The sequence below is a fragment of the Pantoea sp. Aalb genome, assembly GCF_009829985.1.
Lineage (GTDB): Bacteria > Pseudomonadota > Gammaproteobacteria > Enterobacterales > Enterobacteriaceae > SZZU01.
On the sequence record NZ_SZZU01000001.1, the window covers coordinates 79109 to 104898 of the forward strand.

16 protein-coding genes and 2 pseudogenes are annotated in these 25790 nt (G+C 27.6%); 9 read left to right on the plus strand and 9 right to left on the minus strand.

Annotated elements, in window-relative coordinates:
• Positions 1-198: 198 nt before the first annotated feature.
• Together nadC and FD728_RS00300 are read right to left on the minus strand one after the other, a co-directional pair.
• Positions 199-1101: a carboxylating nicotinate-nucleotide diphosphorylase gene (nadC, locus tag FD728_RS00295; RefSeq protein ID WP_159933669.1), complete on the minus strand. Its 903-nt coding sequence runs from the start codon at positions 1099-1101 to the stop codon at positions 199-201.
• A gap of 462 nt (positions 1102-1563) precedes the next feature.
• Positions 1564-2919, minus strand: coding sequence for an amino acid permease (locus FD728_RS00300; RefSeq protein ID WP_159933671.1), 1356 nt, complete (start codon positions 2917-2919; stop codon positions 1564-1566).
• A 1410-nt stretch (positions 2920-4329) separates the two neighbouring features.
• On the opposite strand from FD728_RS00300, the gene aceE reads away from it, so the two are divergent.
• The 7 genes and pseudogenes from aceE (at position 4330) to FD728_RS00330 (ending at position 15193) form a co-directional block, all read left to right on the plus strand.
• Complete coding sequence (gene aceE / locus FD728_RS00305) at positions 4330-6993, plus strand: pyruvate dehydrogenase (acetyl-transferring), homodimeric type (RefSeq protein ID WP_159933673.1); 2664 nt, start codon at positions 4330-4332, stop codon at positions 6991-6993.
• A 16-nt stretch (positions 6994-7009) separates the two neighbouring features.
• Positions 7010-7226, plus strand: a pseudogene (locus FD728_RS04770) (biotin/lipoyl-containing protein); the annotation flags it as partial.
• A gap of 71 nt (positions 7227-7297) precedes the next feature.
• Positions 7298-8224, plus strand: a pseudogene (locus FD728_RS00310) (2-oxo acid dehydrogenase subunit E2); the annotation flags it as partial.
• Between the two features lie 163 nt (positions 8225-8387).
• Positions 8388-9815 (plus strand): dihydrolipoyl dehydrogenase, encoded by a 1428-nt coding sequence (gene lpdA / locus FD728_RS00315; protein WP_159933677.1) that lies wholly within the window; start codon positions 8388-8390, stop codon positions 9813-9815.
• A 353-nt stretch (positions 9816-10168) separates the two neighbouring features.
• Positions 10169-12769 (plus strand): bifunctional aconitate hydratase 2/2-methylisocitrate dehydratase, encoded by a 2601-nt coding sequence (acnB, locus tag FD728_RS00320; RefSeq protein WP_159933679.1) that lies wholly within the window; start codon positions 10169-10171, stop codon positions 12767-12769.
• Positions 12770-13492: 723 nt separating this feature from the next.
• Positions 13493-14407 (plus strand): ABC transporter ATP-binding protein, encoded by a 915-nt coding sequence (locus FD728_RS00325; protein ID WP_159933681.1) that lies wholly within the window; start codon positions 13493-13495, stop codon positions 14405-14407.
• 15 nt (positions 14408-14422) lie between these two features.
• Positions 14423-15193, plus strand: a complete 771-nt coding sequence (locus FD728_RS00330; protein ID WP_159933683.1) for an ABC transporter permease — start codon at positions 14423-14425, stop codon at positions 15191-15193.
• Positions 15194-15379: 186 nt separating this feature from the next.
• Here FD728_RS00330 and panC read toward each other — a convergent pair whose 3' ends face one another.
• The 5 genes from panC to dksA form a co-directional block, all read right to left on the minus strand.
• On the minus strand, positions 15380-16255 hold the full coding sequence (gene panC, locus FD728_RS00335) for a pantoate--beta-alanine ligase (RefSeq protein ID WP_159933685.1): 876 nt from the start codon (positions 16253-16255) through the stop codon (positions 15380-15382).
• Positions 16256-16272: 17 nt separating this feature from the next.
• Entirely contained in the window at positions 16273-17067 is a 795-nt protein-coding gene (gene panB / locus FD728_RS00340; protein WP_159933687.1) for a 3-methyl-2-oxobutanoate hydroxymethyltransferase, read from the minus strand.
• A 104-nt stretch (positions 17068-17171) separates the two neighbouring features.
• Complete coding sequence (folK, locus tag FD728_RS00345) at positions 17172-17663, minus strand: 2-amino-4-hydroxy-6-hydroxymethyldihydropteridine diphosphokinase (protein ID WP_159933689.1); 492 nt, start codon at positions 17661-17663, stop codon at positions 17172-17174.
• A gap of 27 nt (positions 17664-17690) precedes the next feature.
• Positions 17691-19049: a polynucleotide adenylyltransferase PcnB gene (gene pcnB / locus FD728_RS00350; protein ID WP_236261808.1), complete on the minus strand. Its 1359-nt coding sequence runs from the start codon at positions 19047-19049 to the stop codon at positions 17691-17693.
• 341 nt (positions 19050-19390) lie between these two features.
• Positions 19391-19846 carry an RNA polymerase-binding protein DksA gene (gene dksA / locus FD728_RS00355; RefSeq protein WP_159933691.1) on the minus strand — a complete coding sequence of 152 codons (456 nt, stop codon included), beginning with the start codon at positions 19844-19846 and terminating at the stop codon, positions 19391-19393.
• 646 nt (positions 19847-20492) lie between these two features.
• Between dksA and mrcB the strand changes: the two genes are divergently transcribed.
• Positions 20493-22835 carry a bifunctional glycosyl transferase/transpeptidase gene (gene mrcB, locus FD728_RS00360; RefSeq protein ID WP_159933693.1) on the plus strand — a complete coding sequence of 781 codons (2343 nt, stop codon included), beginning with the start codon at positions 20493-20495 and terminating at the stop codon, positions 22833-22835.
• Between the two features lie 919 nt (positions 22836-23754).
• Here mrcB and FD728_RS00365 read toward each other — a convergent pair.
• Positions 23755-23931 (minus strand): hypothetical protein, encoded by a 177-nt coding sequence (locus tag FD728_RS00365; RefSeq protein WP_159933695.1) that lies wholly within the window; start codon positions 23929-23931, stop codon positions 23755-23757.
• Between the two features lie 187 nt (positions 23932-24118).
• On the opposite strand from FD728_RS00365, the gene erpA reads away from it, so the two are divergent.
• On the plus strand, positions 24119-24466 hold the full coding sequence (gene erpA / locus FD728_RS00370; protein ID WP_159933697.1) for an iron-sulfur cluster insertion protein ErpA: 348 nt from the start codon (positions 24119-24121) through the stop codon (positions 24464-24466).
• A 153-nt stretch (positions 24467-24619) separates the two neighbouring features.
• Here the strand turns inward: erpA and mtnN are convergent, their stop codons facing one another.
• Positions 24620-25330 (minus strand): 5'-methylthioadenosine/S-adenosylhomocysteine nucleosidase, encoded by a 711-nt coding sequence (mtnN, locus tag FD728_RS00375; protein ID WP_159933699.1) that lies wholly within the window; start codon positions 25328-25330, stop codon positions 24620-24622.
• Positions 25331-25790: the final 460 nt, after the last annotated feature.

Here is a 25790-nt window from a genome sequence, read left to right on the forward strand (position 1 = left end):
TTAACTTATACTAGTAGTAAACAATAAAATATAAATTAGTTTGTTTTTTACTTGACTAAATTTATATAATTGTAGTATATATCATAATGAAAATTATAGTTATACCATGCTAGTATATTTACTTTATTATTTATAATACTAAAAATAGTTTTATATAAAAAACTTTACTTATCTTCTGTATCTTTATTGTAAAGTTTTTTATATAGAATAAAAACGCATAGAAAGGTCAAGTGCATGTATATGCTTAGTAATAGCACCGATTGAAACATAATCAATACCAGTATGTGCTACTTGTCTTAAAATTATTTCATTAATATTACCTGAAACTTCTAGTAAAGCACGATTATTAACAATTTCTACTGCTTGATATATCATATCAAGTTTAAAGTTATCCAACATAATTATCTTAACATTCGCATCAAGTGCTTCCTGTAATTCGTATATATTTTCAACTTCAACTTCTATAGGTATATTTGGATACAATTGCATCGCTTTTTTTACTGCGTTTCGTATAGAACCACTAGCAATAATATGGTTTTCTTTAATTAAAAAAGCATCGAAAAGACCTAAACGATGATTAATTCCACCACCACATGTTACTGCATATTTTGACGCAATACGCATTCCAGGTAATGTTTTGCGAGTATCAAGTATTTGAATTTTACTATTCTCAGATATTAGTATTACGACATATCGATTAACTTCTGTAGCTATACCTGATAAAATTTGAATAAAATTAAGTACAGTACGTTCTGCCGTTAACAATAAATGTGCTGGTCCTTCAAGTTCAAATAATACTTGATTAGGTATTACCTTTTGACCGTCTTCTATATACCATCTAATATTTACTTTTTTATTACTTAACTGAATAAATATCTCTTCAACCCAACGCTTACCGCAAAAAATTCCAGCTTCACGTGTAATAATTTGTCCTTTAGCTTTTTTATTTTTTGATAAAATTAAAGCTGTAATGTCATGATCTACATTAATTTCATTTCCTAAATCTTCTCGAAGTGCACGATTAATAGATTCTGATATATCTTGTTCTATATATTTATTTAAAGTCTGAAAATTATGATGGGTATAACCGTGTAATAACATCTCAATAGTCCAAACATTAGGGATTAGTTTATTTATATATATAAAAATTTAATAGAGTTAAATATTCTAATTTCATTAATACTATAATATTTTCTTGATAAGATTTTTTTTTAGTAAAATTAAATTAAGTAATAGTAGTAAGAATATTTTTATTATTTAATCATTCAAATTAAGATTTAAAATTTGTTAATATGTAGAAATATTATTATTCAATATAATATAAATATATTTATTATATATAATTAATTTAAATTAATGTATATGTTTTAATTTTTAAATATGATCTTATCAATATAAAGGAATTAAATAATTTAAATAATAAAATAGATAATAATGTTTTTAACATTTATCCTATTTAGTTAATAGCTTTTAAAAAATATTTAAGTTTCGATAGAATATAATGCATATTATAAAATTGAATTGAAATTATCATTTTCATTTGGTTATGTAAATAAAATGAAATTAAGTTTTTTGTATTATTTTTTTAATAAAATATCCAATAGTTAAAATTATTAACCATACAGGGATCAACCATACAGATATTACCGTAGCAGTATTAATGGACATAATAATTATTAATGCTAACATAAATAGTAAACAAAGCCAATTACCAATTGGATAGAGAATAGCCTTAAAATGTATTGTTAAATCTTGATTTTCTTTTTTCTTACGAAATTTCATATGCGTTAAACTAATCATAGCCCAATTAATTACTAGTGTAGAAATTACTAATGATAGAAAAATCCCAAAAGCTTCTCCTGGCATAAGAAAATTTATTAAAACACATAATGCTGTTACCGAAGCAGATAAAAAAATAGTATTTACTGGAATGCCATTGCAATCTAGATTCAATAGTACTTTTGGTGCGTTACCTTGTTTTGCTAATCCAAATAACATACGACTATTACAGTATACACAGCTATTGTATACCGAGAGAGCTGCTGTTAATATAACGACATTGAGCACATTAGCTACTTTAGCTTCTCCTAATTGATGAAAAATTAAAACAAATGGACTAGTATCTTGAGTAATAAGCATCCAAGGCATCAAAGATAGTAATACCGTTAAAGAGCCAATATAAAAAATTAAAATTCGCCATAACACTTGATTAGTAGCTTTTGGAATGCTTTTTTGTGGATTCTCAGCTTCTGCTGCAGTAATACCTACTAATTCTAGGCCACCGAATGAAAACATAATTATTGCCATCATCATTATAAGCCCTGTAATGCCATTTGGAAAAAAACCACCTTTATTCCACAGATTAGTAATTGATGCTTGTGGACCACCGTTATTACTTATAATTAACCAACTACCAAAAATAATCATACTAATAACAGCAATTATTTTAATAAGTGCAAACCAGAATTCCATTTCTCCGAATAATTTTACATTAGTTAAATTAATTGCATTAATTAATAAAAAAAATATAGTAACGCTTATCCAAGTGGGAGTGTTTGGAAACCAAAACTGAATATATTTGCCTACTGCAGTAAGTTCAGCCATAGCGACTAATACATATAAAAACCAATAATTCCATCCGGAAATAAAACCTGCAAAATTTCCCCAGTATTTGTAAGCAAAATAACTAAAACTCCCAGCTACTGGCTCTTCTACAACCATTTCACCTAATTGACGCATAATTAAAAATGCAATAAATCCTGCAATAGCATAACCAAGAATAATAGATGGTCCAGCAGATTTAATAACTGATGAGCTACCTAAAAATAGACCAGTACCTATCGCACCTCCTAAAGCAATTAGCTGAATATGACGGTTTTGTAAACTCCGATGTAAAGTTTTATTATTTTTTTTATCCATACAAACCTCGTGATTTTCGATCCTGACTTATACTTAGTACTTACATTATCATTTTTTTTGCAAAATATATTTAATCAATATTACTTATTGTATTATACATATTAATAAATAAAATCATTAAGATGCTTTATTTAAAATAAAGTAATTAATATGCTATTTTATTTAAAATATTGTATTAATTTGGTAGAAAAATTATTCTTTGGTTTTTGGCTATCTATGAATATTTTATACAATGGTTTTATTCATTTTCATCATAACTAAATAAAAATGGGGTTTTTTGAATAGATAGTTATTCTTAAAGTCAATTAAAACATTTAAATGTTATTGATGAAATTTAATAAGTTATTTTTTAGAAAGTTTTTTAAATACACAAAAAATAACTTCATATAATTAGTTTATGAACATAAAAAGATTTTTTTACTTTAATTGTATATGTATAGTTAAGGTGTTTATTTTCTTTTTTTAGATAGTTATCTTATAAACAAAATATTTGATTAATTTGATAAATATTAATAATAAACTTCTATATAATTAATTAATGATTTGATTTTTTTATTGTAAAAAGGATATTCTATCTAAAATAGTACCTTCTTTGAACAGGTCTACTTATTAAAATAGTAAAATTTTATAATTATTCCATATTGAGATTTTATTAAACTGTTAAAGATGAATAGTATTTTTATAAGATATTTAATAATTTTAAATAATAATATTTTTGATAATTTTAGCATATTATTTGTGAGTTAGTTATTCAATAAAATAATTAAATACAAATATTATTACTTGTCATGTAATTATTTACATAAATTAATTTGATCAAAATCTATAACACATTTATTTATATGTTTGCCGATAAGCGATATTAGAATAATAAAAAGATCTTACCGTAAGAAAATTAATACATTAATGATATACTTGCTCATAATTACATATTATATAAAACAATAAGCTAATATTTATTATATCTTATCTTCAGATGTATATATTTATTAAATATCTAAATATCTAAATATCTAAATATCTAAATATCTCTAATTTAAAATAAAAAACTATTATTAAAACTATAAACAATTTTATATATAATATTCTAGTTAGAATAAGCACTAATCGTACTAAAAATTTTAAGGTAATAACAATTTTACAAACATATACAATACAATATTAATTTTATTTTTAGCTACTTACTTATCTTTTCATTAGAAATCTTACTAGATATTATTTTAAAGAAGAAATCAAAGCTGTAGTGAATTCTTCATATATTGTTCATGATTAGAGTAAACAATAAAATTAGGATAATAAACATGTAAAATAAATAATTATTTTGTTGTTTTATTCTTATTCATTTTAAAGAAAACATATATAGAAGAACAGACTATTTCTAATTTAATAGAATACAAGGAATATAACCCCATGTCAGAAAAGTTTCAAAATGACATGGATCCGATCGAAACTCGTGAATGGTTACAATCGATCGAATCGGTCATACATGAAGAAGGGGCTGAGCGTGCACAGTACTTGATTAATCAGGTATTAAATTTTGCACGTAAAAGTGGTGTGAAAATTTTAGGAAATTCTCCTGTAGTAAGTAATTATATTAATACTATTGCTGTTGAAGATGAACCAGAGTATGCAGGAAATATTTTTATTGAACGTCGCATTCGTTCTGCAGTTCGTTGGAATGCAATTATGTCAGTTTTACGAGCTTCAAAGAAAAATTTAGATTTAGGGGGTCATCTTTCTTCTTTTCAATCCTCTGCAACCATTTATGAAGTATGCTTTAATCATTTTTTTCGTGCACGTAATCATATAGATGGTGGAGATCTTGTTTATTTTCAAGGTCATATTGCACCAGGTATTTATTCACGTGCTTTCCTAGAAGGTCGTTTAACTGAAGAACAAATGAATAATTTTCGTCAAGAAATATATGGTAATGGACTTTCTTCTTATCCTCATCCTAAATTGATGCCTAATTTTTGGCAATTCCCTACTGTTTCAATGGGTTTAGGTCCTTTAAATGCAATATATCAAGCAAAGTTTTTAAAATACTTACACCATCGTGGTCTAAAAGATACTACAAGACAAACGGTTTATGCTTTTCTTGGCGATGGTGAAATGGATGAACCAGAATCAAAAGGTGCTATAACTATAGCAACTAGAGAGCAGTTAGATAACTTAGTTTTTATTATTAATTGTAATCTACAGCGACTAGATGGTCCAGTTACTGGTAATGGAAAAATCATTAATGAACTAGAAGGTATTTTTATTGGTGCAGGATGGAACGTAATTAAAGTTATATGGGGTAGTCGTTGGGATAAATTACTAAAAGAAGATACTAGTGGAAAACTTATTCAATTAATGAACGAAACTGTAGATGGGGATTATCAAACATTTAAATCTCGTGATGGTTCTTATGTACGTAAAAATTTTTTTGGCAAATATCCAGAAACCACAAAATTAGTACAGAATTGGACAGATGAAGATATTTTCTCTTTAAATCGAGGTGGTCATGATCCTAAAAAGATTTATGCAGCACTAAAAAAAGCTCAAGAAACAAAAAATCAGCCAACTGTAATTTTGGCACATACTATTAAAGGATATGGTATGGGAGAAACAGCTGAAGGAAAGAATATAGCTCATCAAGTAAAAAAAATAAATATGGAAGGTATTCGTCATATCCATAAAAGGTTTAATGTACCAATAGCTGATGATAAAATAGATAGTCTTCCATATGTAACCTTTAAAAAAGGCTCAGAAGAATATAACTATTTACATAATCAACGTGAAAAATTAGGTGGCTATTTACCAAGCCGTCAAACAAAATTTACTGAAAAATTAAAAATTCCATCTTTAGAAGAATTTAATTCTTTATTACAAGAACAAAAAAAAGATATATCAACTACAATGGCTTTTGTCCGAGCATTAAATGTAATGTTAAAAAACAAGTCGATAAAAGATCGACTTGTTCCAATCTTAGCAGATGAAGCTCGTACTTTTGGTATGGAAAGTCTATTTCGTCAAATTGGTATTTATAGCTCAAATGGTCAACAATATACTCCTCAGGATTGCGAGCAGCTTGCTTATTATAAAGAAGACGAAAAAGGGCAAATTTTACAAGAAGGTATCAATGAAATGGGAGCAGGTTCATCTTGGTTGGCAGCTGCAACCTCTTACAGTACTAACAATTTACCTATGATTCCTTTTTATATATATTATTCTATGTTTGGTTTTCAACGTATTGGAGATTTAATTTGGCTAGCAAGTGATCAGCAAGCACGAGGATTTTTAATTGGTGGAACGTCTGGTCGTACTACTTTAAATGGTGAAGGTCTTCAGCATGAAGATGGACACAGTCATATTCAGTCTCTTACAATCCCGAATTGTATTTCCTATGATCCATCATATGCATATGAAATCGCTGTTATTATGCATGATGGATTAATACGTATGTATGGTGAAGCACAGGAAAATATATATTATTATATAACTACTTTAAACGAAAATTATCACATGCCAGCAATGTTAAAAGGTATGGAAGAAGGAATACGTAAAGGTATTTATAAATTAGAAACTTTAGATGGTAATATAGCTAAAGTACAGCTTCTTGGTTCAGGTTCTATTTTACGTCACGTACGTAAAGCAGCTCAGATATTAGCAAAAGATTATGGTATTGGCTCTGATGTTTATAGTGTCACTTCTTTTACTGAATTAGCTCGTAATGGTCAAGATTGTGAACGTTGGAATATGTTACATCCCAATGAAAAACCAAGAATACCTTATATAACTCAAATACTAAGTGATGCACCAGCAATTGCATCAACTGATTATATAAAATTATTTGCTGAGCAAGTACGTCATTATGTACCTGCTAATTATCATGTGTTAGGAACAGATGGTTTTGGTCGTTCTGATAGCCGTAAAAATTTGCGTCATTACTTTGAAGTCGATGAATCATATGTTGTTGTTGCTGCTTTAAGTCAACTTGCTAATATAAATCAAATAGATAAAAAATTAGTAATGGAAGCAATTAATAAATTCAAAATTAATTCTAATAATATTAATCCACGTCTGGTTTAAGAGGTAAAGAGTCATGGCAATAGAAGTTAAAGTGCCAGATATTGGATCAGACGAAGTCGAAGTCACAGAGATTCTGGTAAAGGTTGGTGATAAAGTTGAAGCTGAACAGTCACTTATTACTGTAGAAGGAGATAAAGTATCAATGGAATTACCAATACCTTTTAACGGTATTGTAAAAGAAATAAAAGTGACTATTGGAGATAAAGTGAGTACTGGATCACTTCTCATGTTATGCGAACAAGAAATTACTTCTATAAATTCTTCAAAAAATAACTTAAAAGATACTCACTATTTTAAAAGTAATTCTTATGTACATGCTACACCTATGATTCGTCGTTTGGCTCGTGAATTTGGTATTAATTTAGCAAAAATAAATGGTACTGGTCGTAAAAAACGAATTGTAAAAGAAGATTTACAAAATTATGTAATAAATATTATTAAAAATTCTGAATCATCAACAATTAGTGAACAAAAGAATGTAATTAATCGAAATATAATACCATGGCCAAAAATAAATTTTCGTAAATTTGGTGAAATTAAAGAAATAAATTTAAGTCGTATACAAAAAAATGCTGGTGATAATTTAAGTCGTAACTGGATAATTATACCACATGTAACTCATTTTGATAAGGCTGATATAACTGATTTAGAAGAATTTCGTAAAATACAGAATGATGAAGCAAAAAAACGCGAGATAGATTTAAAGTTAACGCCTGTTGTATTTATCATGAAAGCTGTTGCTGTAGTATTAGAACATATGCCTCGTTTCAACAGCTCATTATCTATAGATGGAGAAAAATTAATTTTAAAAAAATACATTAATATTGGTGTAGCAATAGATACACCAAATGGTTTAGTTGTTCCAGTATTTAAGGATGTTAATAAAAAAAGTATTACTGAACTTGCTAGTGAGTTAATATCAACTTCAAAAAAAGCACGTAATGGTATGTTAACGGCTAGTGATATGCAAGGTGGTTGTTTTACTATTTCTAGTCTTGGTAGTCTTGGCACAACTAATTTTACACCAATAATTAATGCACCGGAAGTAGCTATTCTTGGTATTTCTAAGTTTTCAATAGAACCATCCTGGAATGGCAAAGAATTCATACCTCGTTTAATGATGCCAATTTCCCTGTCTTTTGATCACCGTGTAATAGACGGTGCTGATGGTGCACGCTTTATTACTATTATTAATAGTATATTATCAGATATTCGTCGTTTAGTAATGTAAATTACATTTGTATTCTTACTTTCTTACTAATATTAAACTGAATATTGATTCAAAGTTAATGTTCTTATAATTTCGTTAATAGTTTTATAAATTTTACTAATATATAAATAATTAAAAATAGAAATATTATTTATCACTATAAATGTAATCTGGGGTATTTATAATGAATACGGAAATAACAACTCAAGTTTTGGTGCTTGGATCAGGACCTGCAGGTTATTCTGCAGCTTTCCGTTGCGCTGATTTAGGTTTAAAAACCATATTAGTAGAAAGATACAGTAAACTAGGTGGTGTTTGTCTAAATGTAGGATGTATTCCTTCAAAAGCATTATTACATATTGCAAAAGTAATTGAAGAAACGAAATGTCTTGAAAAACAAGGAGTATTCTTTGGTTCTCCTTTAATAGATATAAGTAAGATTAGAATATGGAAAGAAAAAGTTATTGATCATATTACTAGTAATTTATCCAAAATGGCAAAAAGCCGTAACATAAATATAATTAATGGTTTTGGTGAATTTATTAATTCAAATACATTATTAGTAAAAAACAAAATTAACGATACTGTTACTATTGATTTTGATAATGCTATTATCGCAGCTGGTTCTAATCCTACTAAGCTTTCTTTTATACCGTATGATGATCCACGTGTATGGGATTCTACTTCTGCTTTAGCGTTAAAAGAAATACCTAACCGTATTTTAATAATTGGCGGTGGTATTATTGGTTTAGAAATGGGTACAGTCTATCATGCATTGGGTTCAGAAATAGACATAGTTGAAATGCTAGATTGGATTATTCCGACTGCAGATAAAGATATTATGAAAATATTTACTAAAAATATTAGTAAAAAATTTAAATTAATGATGGGAACGAAAATAATTAATGTTGAATCAAAAAAAGATGGTATTTACGTTACATTACAAAACCAGGAATCTTCTCCGATATGTAAGTGTTACGATATAATATTAGTTGCAATTGGTCGTACTCCAAACACTAAATATTTGAATTTATGTAAAGCTGGAATTAAAGTTAATGAAAGAGGATTTATTGTTGTTGATAAACAAATGCGTACTAATATACCCCATATTTATGCAATTGGTGATATCGTCGGTCAACCAATGCTAGCTCATAAAGGTATACATGAAGGTCATGTAGCGGCTGAAGTGATATCAGGACTTAAACATTACTTTGATCCAAAAGCAATTCCATCAATATCATATACTCATCCTGAAGTAGCATGGGTAGGTTTAACAGAAAAACAAGCTAAAGAGAAAAATATAAATTATGAGGTATCTATTTTCCCTTGGATTGCTTCAGGTCGAGCTATTGCTTCTGATTGTACAGAAGGTATAACCAAACTAATTTTTGATAAAGATAGTAATTGTATAATTGGTGGTGCAATTATTGGAAATAATGGCGGTGAATTATTAGGTCAAATTGGTTTAGCAATTGAAATGAATTGTGATGCAGAGGATATTGCTTTAACAATTTCTGCTCATCCAACTTTACATGAATCTATTGGCTTAGCTGCTCAATTATTTAAAGGTAGTATAACTGATTTACCTAACTCAAAAGCAAAAAATAGATAATTATACTGATATAAATCATTTATTTAATAAATAACTATCAAATACTTTTAGTAAAAAGTTAAATAATATTTAACAATGTATTTTATATAAAAAAATTTTAACTAAATATTAATAATTTTAAAATAATTTATTCTGTGTTATATGCAGATAATTATCTTATATTGATATTTCTAATTATATATTTTACTATTTTTTTATCAATTAAACTGATAAATTCATGAATAAATTAATTATATTTATGAATTAATCTAATTAATTCATAAATTATTTATTAAATAAAACATTTTAAAATATTTAGTAGATTAAAATTTAATAAATCAAGAGATACAAAATAAAAAGATAAGGAAAAAATTGTGTTACAAGCATACCGTAAACATGTTGCCGAACGAGCTGCGCAGGGTATTCTTCCTAAACCATTAGATGTAAGCCAAATGAAAGAGTTGACTGAATTATTGAAAAAACCACCAGCTGGTGAAGAAAATTTTCTTCTAGATCTAATCATTAATCGAATTCCACCTGGTGTTGCTGAGGCAGCTTACATAAAAGCAAAATTCTTAATAGATATTGCAAAAAATAACACATATTCCCCTTTGATTACTTGTAAAAAAGCAGTAGAAATTTTAGGTACTATGCAAGGAGGTTATAATATTATTGGACTTATTGACATGCTTGATGACGAATTATTTGCACCAATCGCGTCTGAATCTCTTTCTCACACAATTTTAATATTTGATAATTTTTATAAAATTGAACAGAAAGCTAAAGATGGCAATATTTATGCTAAAAAAATTATTAGTTCATGGGCTCATGCTGAGTGGTTCCTAAAAAGACCGAAATTAGAAGAAAAAATTACAGTAACTGTATTTAAAGTAATAGGTGAAAGTACTACTGATGACCTTTCTCCTGCACAAGATGCATGGTCACGACCAGATATTCCCCTACATGCATTATCAATGCTAAAAAATCCACGTAAAGGTATCAAACCAGATCATGCAGGTTATATTGGACCAATAAAACAAATTCAAAGACTTCAAAATAAAGGTTTTCCATTAGCTTATGTTGGAGATATAATAGGCACTGGTTCGTCTCGCAAATCTGCTACTAATTCAGTTCTTTGGTTTATGGGGAAAAACATTCCTTATGTTCCAAATAAAAAGAATGGTGGTATATGTTTAGGTAATAAAATTTCTCCAATTTTCTTTAATACTATGCAAGATGCTGGAGCTTTACCAATAGAATTAGAAGTTGATTGTTTAAATATGGGAGACGTTATTGATATTTACCCATATAGAGGAGAAGTACATATTTATAATACGGATGAATTATTAATCACTTTTAAATTGAAAAATGAAATTATACTAGATGCAGTTCGTGCAGGAGGACGTATACCATTGATTATTGGTCGTAGTTTAACTTCTAAGGCCCGTAAATCACTTGGTTTATCATCTGAAAGCAATATCTTTATAAGAAAAAAAATAACGAAAATTAATAATAATGGTTTCTCTCTTGCTCAAAAAATAGTCGGCCGAGCTTGTGATGTAGAAGGTATTCATCCTGGTATTTATTGTGAACCAAAAATAAGTTCTATTGGTTCACAAGATACTACTGGTCCTATGACTCGTGATGAATTAAACGATCTAGCATGTCTTAAATTCTCTGCAGATCTAATTATACAGTCTTTTTGTCATACTGCTGCTTATCCTAAACCAATTGATTTAAATACGCAACATACCTTACCTAACTTTATTAAACAACGCGGAGGAATATCACTACGCCCTGGTGATGGAATTATTCATAGTTGGTTAAATCGTATGCTATTACCAGATACTGTTGGCACTGGTGGTGATTCTCATACTCGTTTCCCTATTGGAATCTCTTTTCCAGCAGGTTCTGGACTAGTAGCTTTTGCTGCTACAACCGGTATAATGCCGCTTGATATGCCAGAATCAGTTTTAGTACGCTTTAAAGGTGAAATTCAACCAGGTATTACTTTACGTGATTTAGTTCATTCTATACCTCTTTATGCAATCAAACAAGGTTTGCTTACTATTGAAAAAAAGAATAAAAAAAATATTTTTTCTGGTCGTATAATAGAGATAGAAGGGTTACCTAAATTAAAATTGGAACAAGCATTTGAATTAACTAATGCTTCTGCTGAACGATCTGCAGCAGCTTCTGTCATTAAATTAGATAAAGAGCCAATTATAGAATATCTTAATTCAAATCTTGTATTACTAAAATGGATGATTTTTGAAGGCTACGGAGATCGTTCTACTTTAGAACGTCGTATTAAAAACATGAAAGCATGGTTAGCAGAACCAAATCTCATAGAAGCTGATAAAAACGTAGATTATGCTGCTATAATAACTATTAATTTATCAGAAATAAAAGAACCTATTTTATGTGTTCCAAATGATCCAGATAATGTACATTTATTATCTGATGTACAAGGTGAAAAGATTAATGAAGTGTTTATTGGTTCATGTATGACTAATATTAGTCACTTTCGCATTGTTGGTGAATTATTAAATAATTATAAAAAAAAATTATTAACTCGCATGTGGTTAGCACCTCCAACTAAAATGGATATGGTTCAATTAGTTGAAGAAGGTTATTATAATATTTTTGTAAAAAGTGGTGCACGTATTGAGATTCCTGGATGTGCACTCTGCATGGGCAATCAAGCACGTGTAAATAATAATGCAACAGTAGTTTCTACGTCTACTCGTAATTTCCCTAATCGTTTAGGTATGGGCGCTAATGTGTATCTATCTTCCGCAGAAGTAGCTACAGTTTCATCATTATTAGGTAAGCTACCTACTCCTAACGAGTATTGGAAATTTATATCAAAACTTAATAAAAATTTAACTAATATTAATAATTATCTTAATTTTAATCAATTAAAAGAATATGCTAATAAAGCGAAAAAAGTAATATTTACTATACCATTATAAAAAATATATAATTTTTTATGCTTAGTTTACTATGCTAATGTTTAATTTATTGATTATGTGTTTTGTTTACATTATTGTTAATCTAACTTATGAATTATGTTCATTAACAAAAAAAATTTTTTTCATATATTCTTATCTGCATTATTAAACTATTAATTAATATAGATTAAAGTTGATTACAATCAATATTAAAAACAACTAAAATATTTTAATTAAAAATATTTGAGAATCATTACTAAAATATTTCTTTTTTTCTTTCATTTGTTTTTTAAAAAAGAAGAAGAGTAATTTTGTATTATCAAAAGAAAGTTATAACTATTAATTTCTCATGTATAGGATAAGTGTCTATATGTATATTAATTTTACGTAACTTTACTATTTTAAAATAATGTAAAAAAATTAATACATTCATATTTATGAGAATATATACTTTAAATATGCATAAAGTAATCTGCATAAAGAAAAATATAACTATATTATCATATAATTATATTTTGTAAATTGATTACATTTGTAAAATTTTAAAAAGTAGATAATTATATTCTTTAAATTATGTATAAGTTTATTAAAATAATAAGATTTAAATAGTATTTTATTGTAGTACATTTTATATCCTATCGAATTTTATTAATTAATTTAATAAATATATTATCTATTGGATACTTTGTATGTTAAATATATTCTCAATTAATTCTATAATTATAGAAAGGTACGGTGTTTACAATGACTTATGCACTGGAAATTTTTGGGTTAACTAAAACCTATTCCGGTGGTATACAAGCGTTAAAGAGTCTTAATTTATTAGTAGAAATTGGTAGTTTTTATGCTTTGTTAGGACCTAATGGCGCAGGTAAATCTACAATTATAGGCATTGTAAGTTCCTTAATAAATAAATCTAGCGGTAAAGTAAAAATATTTGGTTATGATTTACAAAAAAATATATTTCAGGCTAAAAGACATGTTGGAGTAGTGCCACAAGATTTTAATTTTAATCCTTTTGAAACTGTGATGCAGATTGTAATTAATCAGGCAGGTTACTATGGTGTTGAACGTCAAGAAGCTAAAATTCGTGCGGAAATATACCTTAATAAATTAAATCTATGGAGTAAACGTAGTAAACCTGCTCGTATGTTATCAGGTGGAATGAAGCGCCGTCTCATGGTAGCTCGTGCATGTATGCATAAACCAAAATTACTGATTCTTGATGAACCTACAGCTGGTGTAGATATTGAATTACGTCGTTCAATGTGGACCTTTTTAAAAGAACTAAATGATACAGGTACTACCATTATTCTTACTACACATTACCTTGAAGAAGCAGAAATGCTATGTCGTAATGTTGGAATTATTCAAAAAGGAAGGCTAATAGAAAATACTTCAATAAAAGAGCTGCTTTCTAAATTACAATGTGAAGCTTTTATTTTTGATTTAGCACCCCATAATGTTGTACTGAAATTAAAAGGTTTTAGATATCACTTAATAGATAATTTAACTTTAGAAGTTTATGTTATGAGAAAGCAAGGACTTAATAGCGTATTTAGCCAACTAAATTTACAGAATATACAAGTATTAAGCATGCGTAATAAAACTAATCGTTTAGAAGAACTGTTTATTAGTTTGACTAAGTGTATAGATTAAAAATAAGAGTAAAATATGACTCGTTTATATTGGATAGCACTTAAAAGAATCTGGAGTAAAGAAATCCACAGATTTACTCGAATTTGGATTCAAACTTTAGTCCCACCAGTCATTACTATGACTCTTTATTTTATTATTTTTGGTAATTTAATTGGTTCTCGTGTTGGTAATATCAATGGATTCACCTATATAGAATTTATAGTTCCTGGGCTTATAATGATGGCTGTCATCACTAATTCTTATGCTAATGTTGCTTCTTCATTTTTTAGTGCTAAATTTCAACGCAATATTGAAGAATTATTAGTAGCACCAGTTCCTACACATATTATTATAGCTGGTTATGTAGGTGGTGGTATAGCTAGAGGAATTTGTGTTGGTATCCTTGTTATATCAGTGTCATTATTTTTTGTCCCTTTCCATATTTATTCATGGTTTATTGTTTTTATTACTTTACTATTAACGGCAGTTTTATTTTCCTTAGCTGGTTTACTTAATGCGGTTTTTGCACGTACTTTTGACGACATTAGTTTGATTCCAACTTTTGTACTGACTCCATTAACATATCTTGGCGGTGTATTTTATTCTTTAAATTTATTGCCTCCATTTTGGCAAATTATATCAAAATTAAACCCTTTAGTTTACATGATTAGTGGTTTACGTTATGGATTTCTTAGAATTCATGATGTATCGCTAGAGCTAACAATATCAGTACTATTAATATTTATAAAAATATTTTATATTATAGTTTATTCTTTAATTCACACTGGTTTAGGATTACGATCTTAATTGTTAATTTAAAATACGAAGATGAGTTTAATAAAAGTTAAATATTTATAATACAGAATAAAAATATTGAGCAGTTTTTGCCATCAAAAAATATAAATATTTGCTAATTAGTATTAGTACTTTAAATAAGAATTATTTTATAACTTATTATGATAATATTAAAAATTGTTTTATATAACTGTTTTTCTATATAAGATGCGATTGAATATTGCAATTAGATATATCAATAATTTTATTGTCTATTAATCTTGTTCTACCTAACCATGCTGTTATTAAAATTATTATTTCTTTACTTTTATTAGTAATAGGTTGTAAAGTTTGGATATCGCAAATATCGATGGAATCTGGAAAAAATCCTTCTTGATATAAAAATATTTCTGCTTTTTTTATGATTTTTTTTATATTCACACCATCTATAAGTTGTTTAGCCATATCTTGTATTACATAATTTAATCTAGGTGCTATTTTACGCTCATTAACATCAAGATATTTATTACGTGAACTAAGAGCTAAACCATCTTTAGCACGTACTATCGGTACTGAAATAATCTCAATATTAAAAAACATATCAGCCACCATTTTCCGAATAATAGTAAGTTGTTGGAAATCTTTTTCACCAAAACAAGCAATATCTGGTTGTATAAGATTAAATAATTTATTAATAATAGTAGTGACGCCGCGAAAATGACCTGGACGTTTAGTTCCTTCTAGCAAAGATGAAATACCTGGTACCTCAACAAATGTTTCGTTATTTAACTTATTAGGATACATGTCCATTTCTGTAGGTATAAATACTAAATCTACATTTTGATTATTTAACTTATTACAGTCATCTTGTAGTGTTCGTGGATAATTTATAAAATCATCAACACTATCAAATTGAAATTGATTAATAAAAATTGATACTATAACAATATCAACATATTTACGACCTTTATCTATCATTTTAAGATGACCATTATGTATGTTACCCATCGTAGGAATCAAGGCGATACGTTTTCCTTGTTTCTTCCAAAAAAGAATATGATGACGTAAAATAAATAATTTTTTAATAATTAGCACTGTACATCTCCTCTATGTTATTTGAAATTATGTTCAGCACTTGGATAAATACCAGTTTCAACAGAATAAATATAATCACGAATAGCATTACGAATATCACCAGTTTTCTGAAGAAAATTTTTAGCAAATTTTGGAATGTGTCCACCAGTGATGCCAAAGGCATCATGCATAACTAGTACTTGACCATCAGTAACATTACCTGAACCAATACCGATAACGGGGATAGTAACTTCTTTAGTGATACGTTCTGCTAGTTTTACCGGTATACACTCTAGTACTAATAGCTGTGCATTAGCTTCTTCTAATGCTAATGCATCCATGAGTAGACGTTCAGCATTTAATTCATCAATACCCTGTACTTTATAACCTCCTAATAGATTAATTGATTGTGGTGTAAGACCAATATGGGCACATACAGGTACAGAACGTTCGGTTAACATACGTACAGTTTCTACTAGCCATTTCCCTCCTTCTAATTTTACTATATTAGCACCGGCACGCATAAGCTTAGCCGCATTTTTAAAAGTTTGTTGTGGGGTAGAATAACTCATAAATGGCAAATCAGAAATTATCATGGCACGAGGAGCACCACGTCGCACTGCAGCAGTATGATATACAATATCTGCTACAGTTACTGATAAGGTAGAATTATGACCTTGTATAGTCATACCAAGTGAGTCTCCAACTAATAGTACTTTAATACCTTCATTAGCAAATAAACGGGCAAAGCTAAAATCATAAGCTGTTAAACTAGCAAATTTATTACCTTCGATTTTTAACTGACGTAAATGAGATAAAGTTATAAATTTCATTGTAGGCTCCATTATTTTTTGATAGATAGAATTTACTAAAATATTTTAATAAAAAAGTTACATGTACATATATCAATGTATAATTTTTTATAATTAATATTTAGCTATTCAACCCAAAGAGAAATAGCACTACTATCCAGCTTAGCGAGTAATTGTTCTACCGTTATTCCATTTAATAAAGATAACTTTGGCATAATTTCTACTAATGGTACTAGCATAAAAGCACGATTATACATATCGTAATGTGGGATAGTTAATCTAGGTGTATTAATAACTTTTTTCCCAAATAACATGATATCAAGATCAAGAGTACGAGCTTCCCAATTTTTTGAATTATTGTTGCGTATACGTCCATGTTCTAATTCAATACGTTGTATATGATTGAGTAGTATTTCTGGTTTGAGTGTGGTATCTAAAGCAACGGCTGCATTTAAAAAATCTGGTTGATTTTGAAGTCCGTATGGTGGAGTACGATATAAAGATGAAGTGCAAACTATATTAGTTTTTGGAATGGCATTAATAGCAGCTAAGGCTGAATAAACTTGCTTTAATGGATTTGCTAAATTACTTCCTAAAGAAAGATAAACACGATTCATTATGGATTATGGATTATGGATTATGGATTATGGATTATGATCAATAATACTTGATCTACTAGAATGATTGATTACATTGTATACTTTCTTATCTGAGCAATAATTTTTATCTAAATCTAATATATTTAGCATATTTTTTTGTTGTGTTAATATAGCTGTTTGGAATTCATTCCACCATTGACTTAATCGTTGTAAATCTATGTTATTTTCGATATCAGCACGTAATTTTAATAAATCATAAGCCGCTCGAAATTTTACATGTTCTATTAACTTCCATGCATGTTTACTATTGCGAAGAGACATTCGTAACTGTAATTGCCATATCTCTCGAATTAATGTAGTAATACGTTTAGGAATTGCTATAGTTTTACAAACTTTATTTAGTGTTTCGTTCATTGCTAATACAAAGGCATTATAATAGATTAATTTAGTATTCTTTAAGATTTTAGTAGTTAACTCTAATAATGGATACCAGAACATCGCTGCGAATAAAAAAGCTGGGTTTGTTCTCATGGCTTTATTAATACGTTTATCAGTATTTTTAAGTACTTCCACTAGCATTTTCTCTATTTTACTATCTTCTTGTTCAGTAAAACTACAAGCTAAAATTGGAAATAATGATTGGAATAATTTATATTTTCGCATCATATGATAGGTACGTACACCATAACCATCCTGCAATAATTTAAGAGATTCTTCAAATAAACGAGATGGTGGAATATCCTTTAATAATATTGTTACTAGACGAGGAATTGGTTTAGCTGTTTCAGTAGCAATATTCATATTGAGTTTTGAAGCAAAACGTACTACTCGTAGCATGCGTACTGGATCTTCCCGATAACGAGTTTCTGGATCACCAATAAGACGTATAGTTCTAGTTTGTAAATCGTGTATACCATTAACGTAATCACGTATAGTAAAATCTATTAAGTTATAATATAAACTGTTAATAGTAAGATCTCTTTGTTGTGCATCGTCTTCAATACAACCGAAAGTATTTTCATAAATTAACATTTCATTTTTACTACGATGGGATATATTTGTATTGAATATATTTTTTTTTTGAGTTTGAGTATACCCACGAAATGTAGCCACTTCAATTATTTCTGAATTAAATATTACGTGGGCTAAACGAAAACGACGACCAACTAAGCGACAATTACGAAATAACTGATACATTTGTTCAGGTGTAGCATTAGTTGTAATATCAAAGTCTTTTGGTTTTTTTCCTAATAATAAATCACGTACGCTACCACCAACTAAATAGGCTTCGTATCCTGCTTTATCCAATCTATAGAGTACTTTTAAAGCATTTTTGCTAATATCTTTTCGTGATATTTTGTGACTTTCTTTAGGAATGAGAGTCATAACATTTTTATTTTTCATTTATTTAGACGATATTTTTTTATACGTCTATTCATATTCATCACGTTGCAGTCTCTACGAAAAAATAATAGTATAAGTTACGAACTTATTACACTCTTTAAAAGAGTGATGAAATTATTATTAGTAAAATCATTAAATAATCATAATTTTTTATGAAGTGCTCAGAAATCATATTTTTTATTTTTTAAAATATTTTTAATATTTATAATTTGATATATTCAAATTATAAAAAACTAAAATTAAGAATATCAAAATATTTTATTATCTATATCATATTAATATTACTTATTATATAATAAGCTTATATAAAAACCGTAACTAAGCTACGGTTTTTATAGTTACTAACCTGCCATTTGTTTTTCACGAATTTCTGCTAATGTTTTACAATCAATACAAAGATCCGCAGTAGGACGTGCTTCGAGACGACGAACACCAATTTCAATACCACATGAATCGCAATATCCAAAGTTATCATCATCTACTCTTTTTAGAGTTTTTTCAATTTTTTTTACGAGTCTACGTTCCCGATCCCTATTACGTAATTCTAAACTAAACTCTTCTTCTTGAGCTGCACGATCTATTGGATCTGGAAAATTAGCAGCTTCGTCTTGCATATATAATACAGTACGGTCTACTTCGTCTCTAAGTTGATTACGCCAAGCTTCTAGAATTTTACGAAAATGACTCAGCTGGGCTTTATTCATATACTCTTCACCTGGTTGCTCTTGATATGGCTCTACCCCAGCGATAGCAAGAATACTTAGGGACGATGTTTTATGTTTTTGTCCTTGTTGCATTTTGTTTCTCCTAGAACTCACGCATACACTATCGATTCCCATCAGGGAAAACAGACCGCTATAAATAACAGAAGTCATAAAAGTTAGCAATTCATACATTAAATTTAATTTACTTAGTTAATAATAGATACTGTTAAAAAAAATGTATATATTGTAAACATTGTATTTACAATAAAATTATATATTTTTTTAATTATTATTAAATTTAGTGAAAGCATTAGAATAGTTAAGTGATTATATGAATTTAATATTTTTCTGTATATTTTATCCTATACACTATAAAAATTAATATTTAGTTTTATAAGAAATAAAAATCAAAATTTCATTATAAGTTTTTTATTAGTTCATTTATTTAAAATATAAAAGATATTACAATTAATTTCTTAAAAACTAATTAAATATATATTGTTATCTAAGTAACTAAATTTAATTTATTCATTAAATAATTAATCTATACTAATTATGATTAATTTAATACATAAATTTTTATCAACTAATATGATTAACTATTAGTTTGGCTATTATTTAAGTATTAATTAATAAAAGATTTAATTTCATAAATGTTAGTATTGTAATCTACGATTACAATAAATTATTGTTAATAATTTATTTAAATGATTTTAAATGGGATTAGGAGACATATTTAGTGTTGTTTAAATCTCAACAAAAAAATCTGTTAAGAAGTAAATACTGGCCATTAATTTGCTTATTTAAAGTTTCTTTAGTTTTTATTTTAATTATTATATTGGTTTGGGGATTTTATCTTTATTCTGAAATTCATAAACGTATAGACGGTAAGGTATGGCAATTACCAGCAGTTGTTTACGGTCGTATGATAAACGTTGAACCTGGTATATTATATACTCAAAATAATATGATTGCCTTATTACAAGGTATACAATATAGACAAGTATCTCATATTAAACAGCCAGGTGAGTTTGTTGTTAAAGATAATGCAATTTACTTGCTACGTCGTGCATTTGATTTTTTTGATAGTAAAGAAGGACAAGTTTATGCTTGTATGGTTTTTAAAAAAAATCAACTAATAAAAATTAAAAACCTTGATACTGGTCGTGATTTTGCTTTATTTCGTTTAGATCCACGTTTAATAACCATGCTACAGTCACCTAATAGCGAGCAACGTTTATTTGTACCTCGTTCAGGTTTTCCTGATCTACTAATAGATACACTAATTACTACTGAAGATAATCATTTTTATAATCATGATGGAATAAGCTTACATTCAATTATTCGTGCGTTTTTGGCTAATATTAACGCAGGGCATGCAGTACAAGGAGGAAGTACTTTAACACAACAGTTGGTAAAAAATCTTTTTCTTTCTAATGAGCGTTCTTTATGGCGTAAAGCTCGTGAAGCCTATATGGCAATGATATTAGATGCAAGCTATTCTAAAGATCATATACTAGAACTTTATCTTAATGAAGTTTATCTTGGGCAAGATGGTAAAGATCAAATTAGAGGATTCCCATTAGCAAGTTTATACTATTTTGGACGACCAATAAATGAATTAAGTATTGATCAACAAGCAATGCTAGTAGGAATGGTTAAAGGTGCATCATTGTATAATCCATGGCATAATCATAAATTAGCATTAGAGCGCCGTAATTTGGTATTACATTTATTGGAAAAGCATTATATAATAGATAAAGCATTATATACAATTCTTTCTACTCGTCCTCTTAAAGTAGAACTAAAAGGTGGTGTGATAAGTTCACAAGTAGCTTTTATGCAAATGGTACGTAAAGAATTACAATTAAAGCTTAATAATAAGAGAAAAAATCTTTCTGGCATGCGAATTTTTACTACATTAGATCCAATTTTACAAAATGCTGCAGAAAAAGCAGTACAAGAAGGAATCCCTATACTAAAACAACAATATGGTTTAAAGGACCTAGAAACAGCTATGGTAGTTGTTGATCGTTTTAATGGTGAAATACATGCCATTATAGGTGGTGCAAATCCAAATTTTGCGGGGTATAATCGTGCTTTAAAAGCTCGTCGTTCAATTGGATCATTAGCTAAACCAGCAACCTATTTAACTGCTCTTAGTAAGCCAAATAGTTATCGACTTAATAGTTTAATTAAAGATGAACCTATTTCGATTAAACAGTCTAATGGTACTTTTTGGAAGCCTATGAATGAAGACCATCTTTTTAAAGGTAAAGTGATGTTAGTAGATGCATTGACTAATTCAATGAATGTTCCAACAGTAAATTTAGGTATGGAATTAGGATTAAATTCTGTGGTAGATACTTGGATTAAACTTGGAGTACCAGAGAGTGAAGTTCATCCTATACCAGCTATGTTACTTGGTTCAATCAATTTGACTCCTATTGAAGTAACACAAGTATTTCAATCAATTGCGAGTGGAGGTAAACGAGCTGAATTATCAACAGTGCGTTCAGTAGTTGATGAAAATGGAAGAGTATTATATCGTAGTTTACCATATTCAAAACGTATTGAACCTGCACAAGTAGCTTATCTAACATTATATACTATGCAACAAGTAGTACATCATGGAACTGCTCGCTCATTAGGAATAAATTATCCTAATGCTTATTTAGCAGGAAAAACTGGTACAACTAATAATTTAATTGACAGTTGGTTTGCTGGTATTGATGGTAAAGAAGTAGTAATTACTTGGGTTGGTCGTGATAATAATCAAAGTTCGAAATTATATGGTGCGAGTGGGGCTATGCAAATTTATCGTCGTTACCTTGAAAATCAAACACCTACACCATTAATATTGATACCGCCTGAAGATATTATCCAAATGAAAGTTAATTTTGAAGGTGATATTTTATGTACTGATACTAATAATAATTATTGGCGTGAACTTCCAATATGGACATTAGACCCTAGTCAACTATGTCACAAAAAAGAAAATCTTGAAAAAGAAAAACAAAAAAATATCAATACATCTGGCAGTGGTTGGATTCGTAATACTTCTATTTTAAATAACGACTAATTTTTTTAAATTATATGAATTTTTATTCAGTTCAATTAAATTGACTACTAAATAAAACATTGATATTTATTCAAAAGGTATAAAAGATTCAAAACATTATATATAGATTATTATAATAATACAAAACAGCGACGAGATGTATCAATAGTTAGATTCAAAAGCAGAAGATGCTAGATATATACCTTTTTTTAACATTAAAAAATGAAAAAAACAAATCTCTTTATATATCTATAATCTATATCACGTTATCCACTAAAAGCATCAATTGGCAAACTACTTCCAATTATTTACTAAGACAAGTGATATTTAGAGTAACTACTTATAGTAAGATTGCACTCCACATATATCAATAAAAAATCTAGTGATAACTTTGCTATAATTAAAAGTGTATTAGATTCATTACATAAGATAAGTACTCCATGCAAGAAATCTATTTATGACGGGATGTAGTTCATATTGACTGTTATTTATTGGTTGAATAATAATATAAGCAATAACATTAGAATATTTTTAATGTAGCTTGTACAGAAAATAGATCATTATAAATGCAAAATAAATAAAAATTAAAGCATGTTTTACAAAACCTATAAGTATACTAATTGATGATAGTTAATTTAAAATCAGTGAGTTGATTCATTCAGTTTTAAAAATTACATAATAAACATGATTATTATAGCATCCTTCAAATTTAATAATTTTATTAGGATTAGTAAATTCACGAACTAGACGAATTATACTCATAGTAGATTAAGTTCTAGAATTCCTATTGTGAGAATATACATACTTGATATTAATTTGCACAGTAGTTCAACCATTTTTATCTATATTTTTATTGTAGCACCAAAACGTAATTCATATTATGTCGCTTAAAATAATGCTTACGCATCGTAATATTATTATGCAATTATAGTATCGAACTTCATGAACAAATATGATCTATGTACATTTTATCATCAAGATCATATAGATAATGACCATCTGTATTTTTAACAAAAAGTAGTGAATGACTTATACCAATAAAAAATCGTACTGGTAAAGTGACATCACTAGGAACCAGATATTTTACTTTAAAATATAGGTTTTCTAATTTATTCATTTTAAATTATTTCTATAATAATTTATATTATTGATCTTGTAGCAAAATTGTTTATTTAATAAATAAAATTTTATAAATACATATAAAAAATAACTTGATGTTAAATACCATTACTTGATTATATTAATTATCTAGATGATTATTAATATAGATTATTTTTCAATTTAATCTTTAAATAGGAATAGGAATGAATAATAATTTAAGAACATTTCCTGTACAATTTACAGATGTAGCAGCTAAAAAAGTTAAAAGTTTAATTACAAAAGAAAAAAATCCATTACTTAAATTACGTATTCATATAGCTGGTGGAGGCTGCAGTGGATTCGAATATGTTTTTAGTTTTGATGATTCAATAATGGAAGGAGATGTTATTGTTGAAAAACAAGGAGTATTTTTAGTTATAGATCCTGTTAGCTTACAATATCTTATTGGTGGCTCTGTAGATTATACTGAAGGGTTAAATGGCTCTCGTTTTATTGTCAATAATCCTAATGCAAAAACTACTTGTAGTTGTGGTTCTTCTTTTAATATATAAAGAATATTTATTTATATATATAGCGATTAAAAAAATATTTATTTAACCATATTAATAGATTTTTATGGTACACTACTCTTAAAATAATTGTAGAAAAGCATTTAAAACTTAATTAATATAATCTTATTCAAGATTATTAAAATTATTTAGATTTTAATGAGATTTAATCAAATAACAGGTTTTTAAAATTTTTTCAACTACTAAGGAAAATTGTTGAACTGATAAATTAAGAAATTTTGTGAAATCAAGTTTAGATTGCTGATTAGCAAGGTCGGATATTGCACGTATCACTAATAACGGAATGTTAAATTGATAACATACTTGAGCAATAGATGTTGCTTCCATTTCTACAGCAATTGCTTGTGGAAAATTATTGCGAATTCTTTTTAAAATCTTATTATCATTAATGAAAGCATCTCCAGTTACAATAAGGCCTGTAGCTGCATGTAAGTTAAGTTTTTTAATTACTTGTTCAGCTAAAAAAACTAGCTTTTTATCGGAAAAAAATGATTTAGGATAGTCTGGTATTTGACCAAGTTGATATCCAAAAGATGTGACGTCGACATCGTGATAACACATTTCATCGCATATGATAATATCACCTATATGTAACGTTGGTACTAATAATCCAGCAGAGCCAATATTAATAATTATCTTTGGATTAAATACAGATATTAGTAAAGTAGTACTAATTGCTGCAGCAGTTTTACCAACTCCAGATTTTAAAAGCACAATATTAACATCATTTAAAACTCCTATATGAATTGTATATTGATATAATATTAATGTTTGAGAATTTTGAATTCTATCACGCAATAGCATTATTTCCTGTTCCATTGCGCCAATAATTCCTATTGTAAACATAATTTATTCAAATCTTATTGATATGATTTTTTTATTGAAGAGTAATTCACCGTAAAAATAATGAATACTAATTTTAAAGGATATATGTTCATATAATACATCCTAATTTATTTTGATAAAAATATCAAACTAATATTTATTACCTATTAATTTAAATTAATGATATATTTTAATATTTTTAATTTTATATATAAAAAAAATAAATACTTTAATATATATAATTATATTGATTTTATACTTAACTTTAACTTTAAATTCAATTAATTATATTATAATATTAATAACCGTATTTAACATACATATATAATACATACGTGATATATTAGACCATTTTTTATAAATAAAAGTACTGAAAATATATTATATACGTATATTACATAAATACTTAATTAATTAACTACATGATCTAAATAATGACGAATAATATTATATTGAATAAATATACATGAATATGTAATTA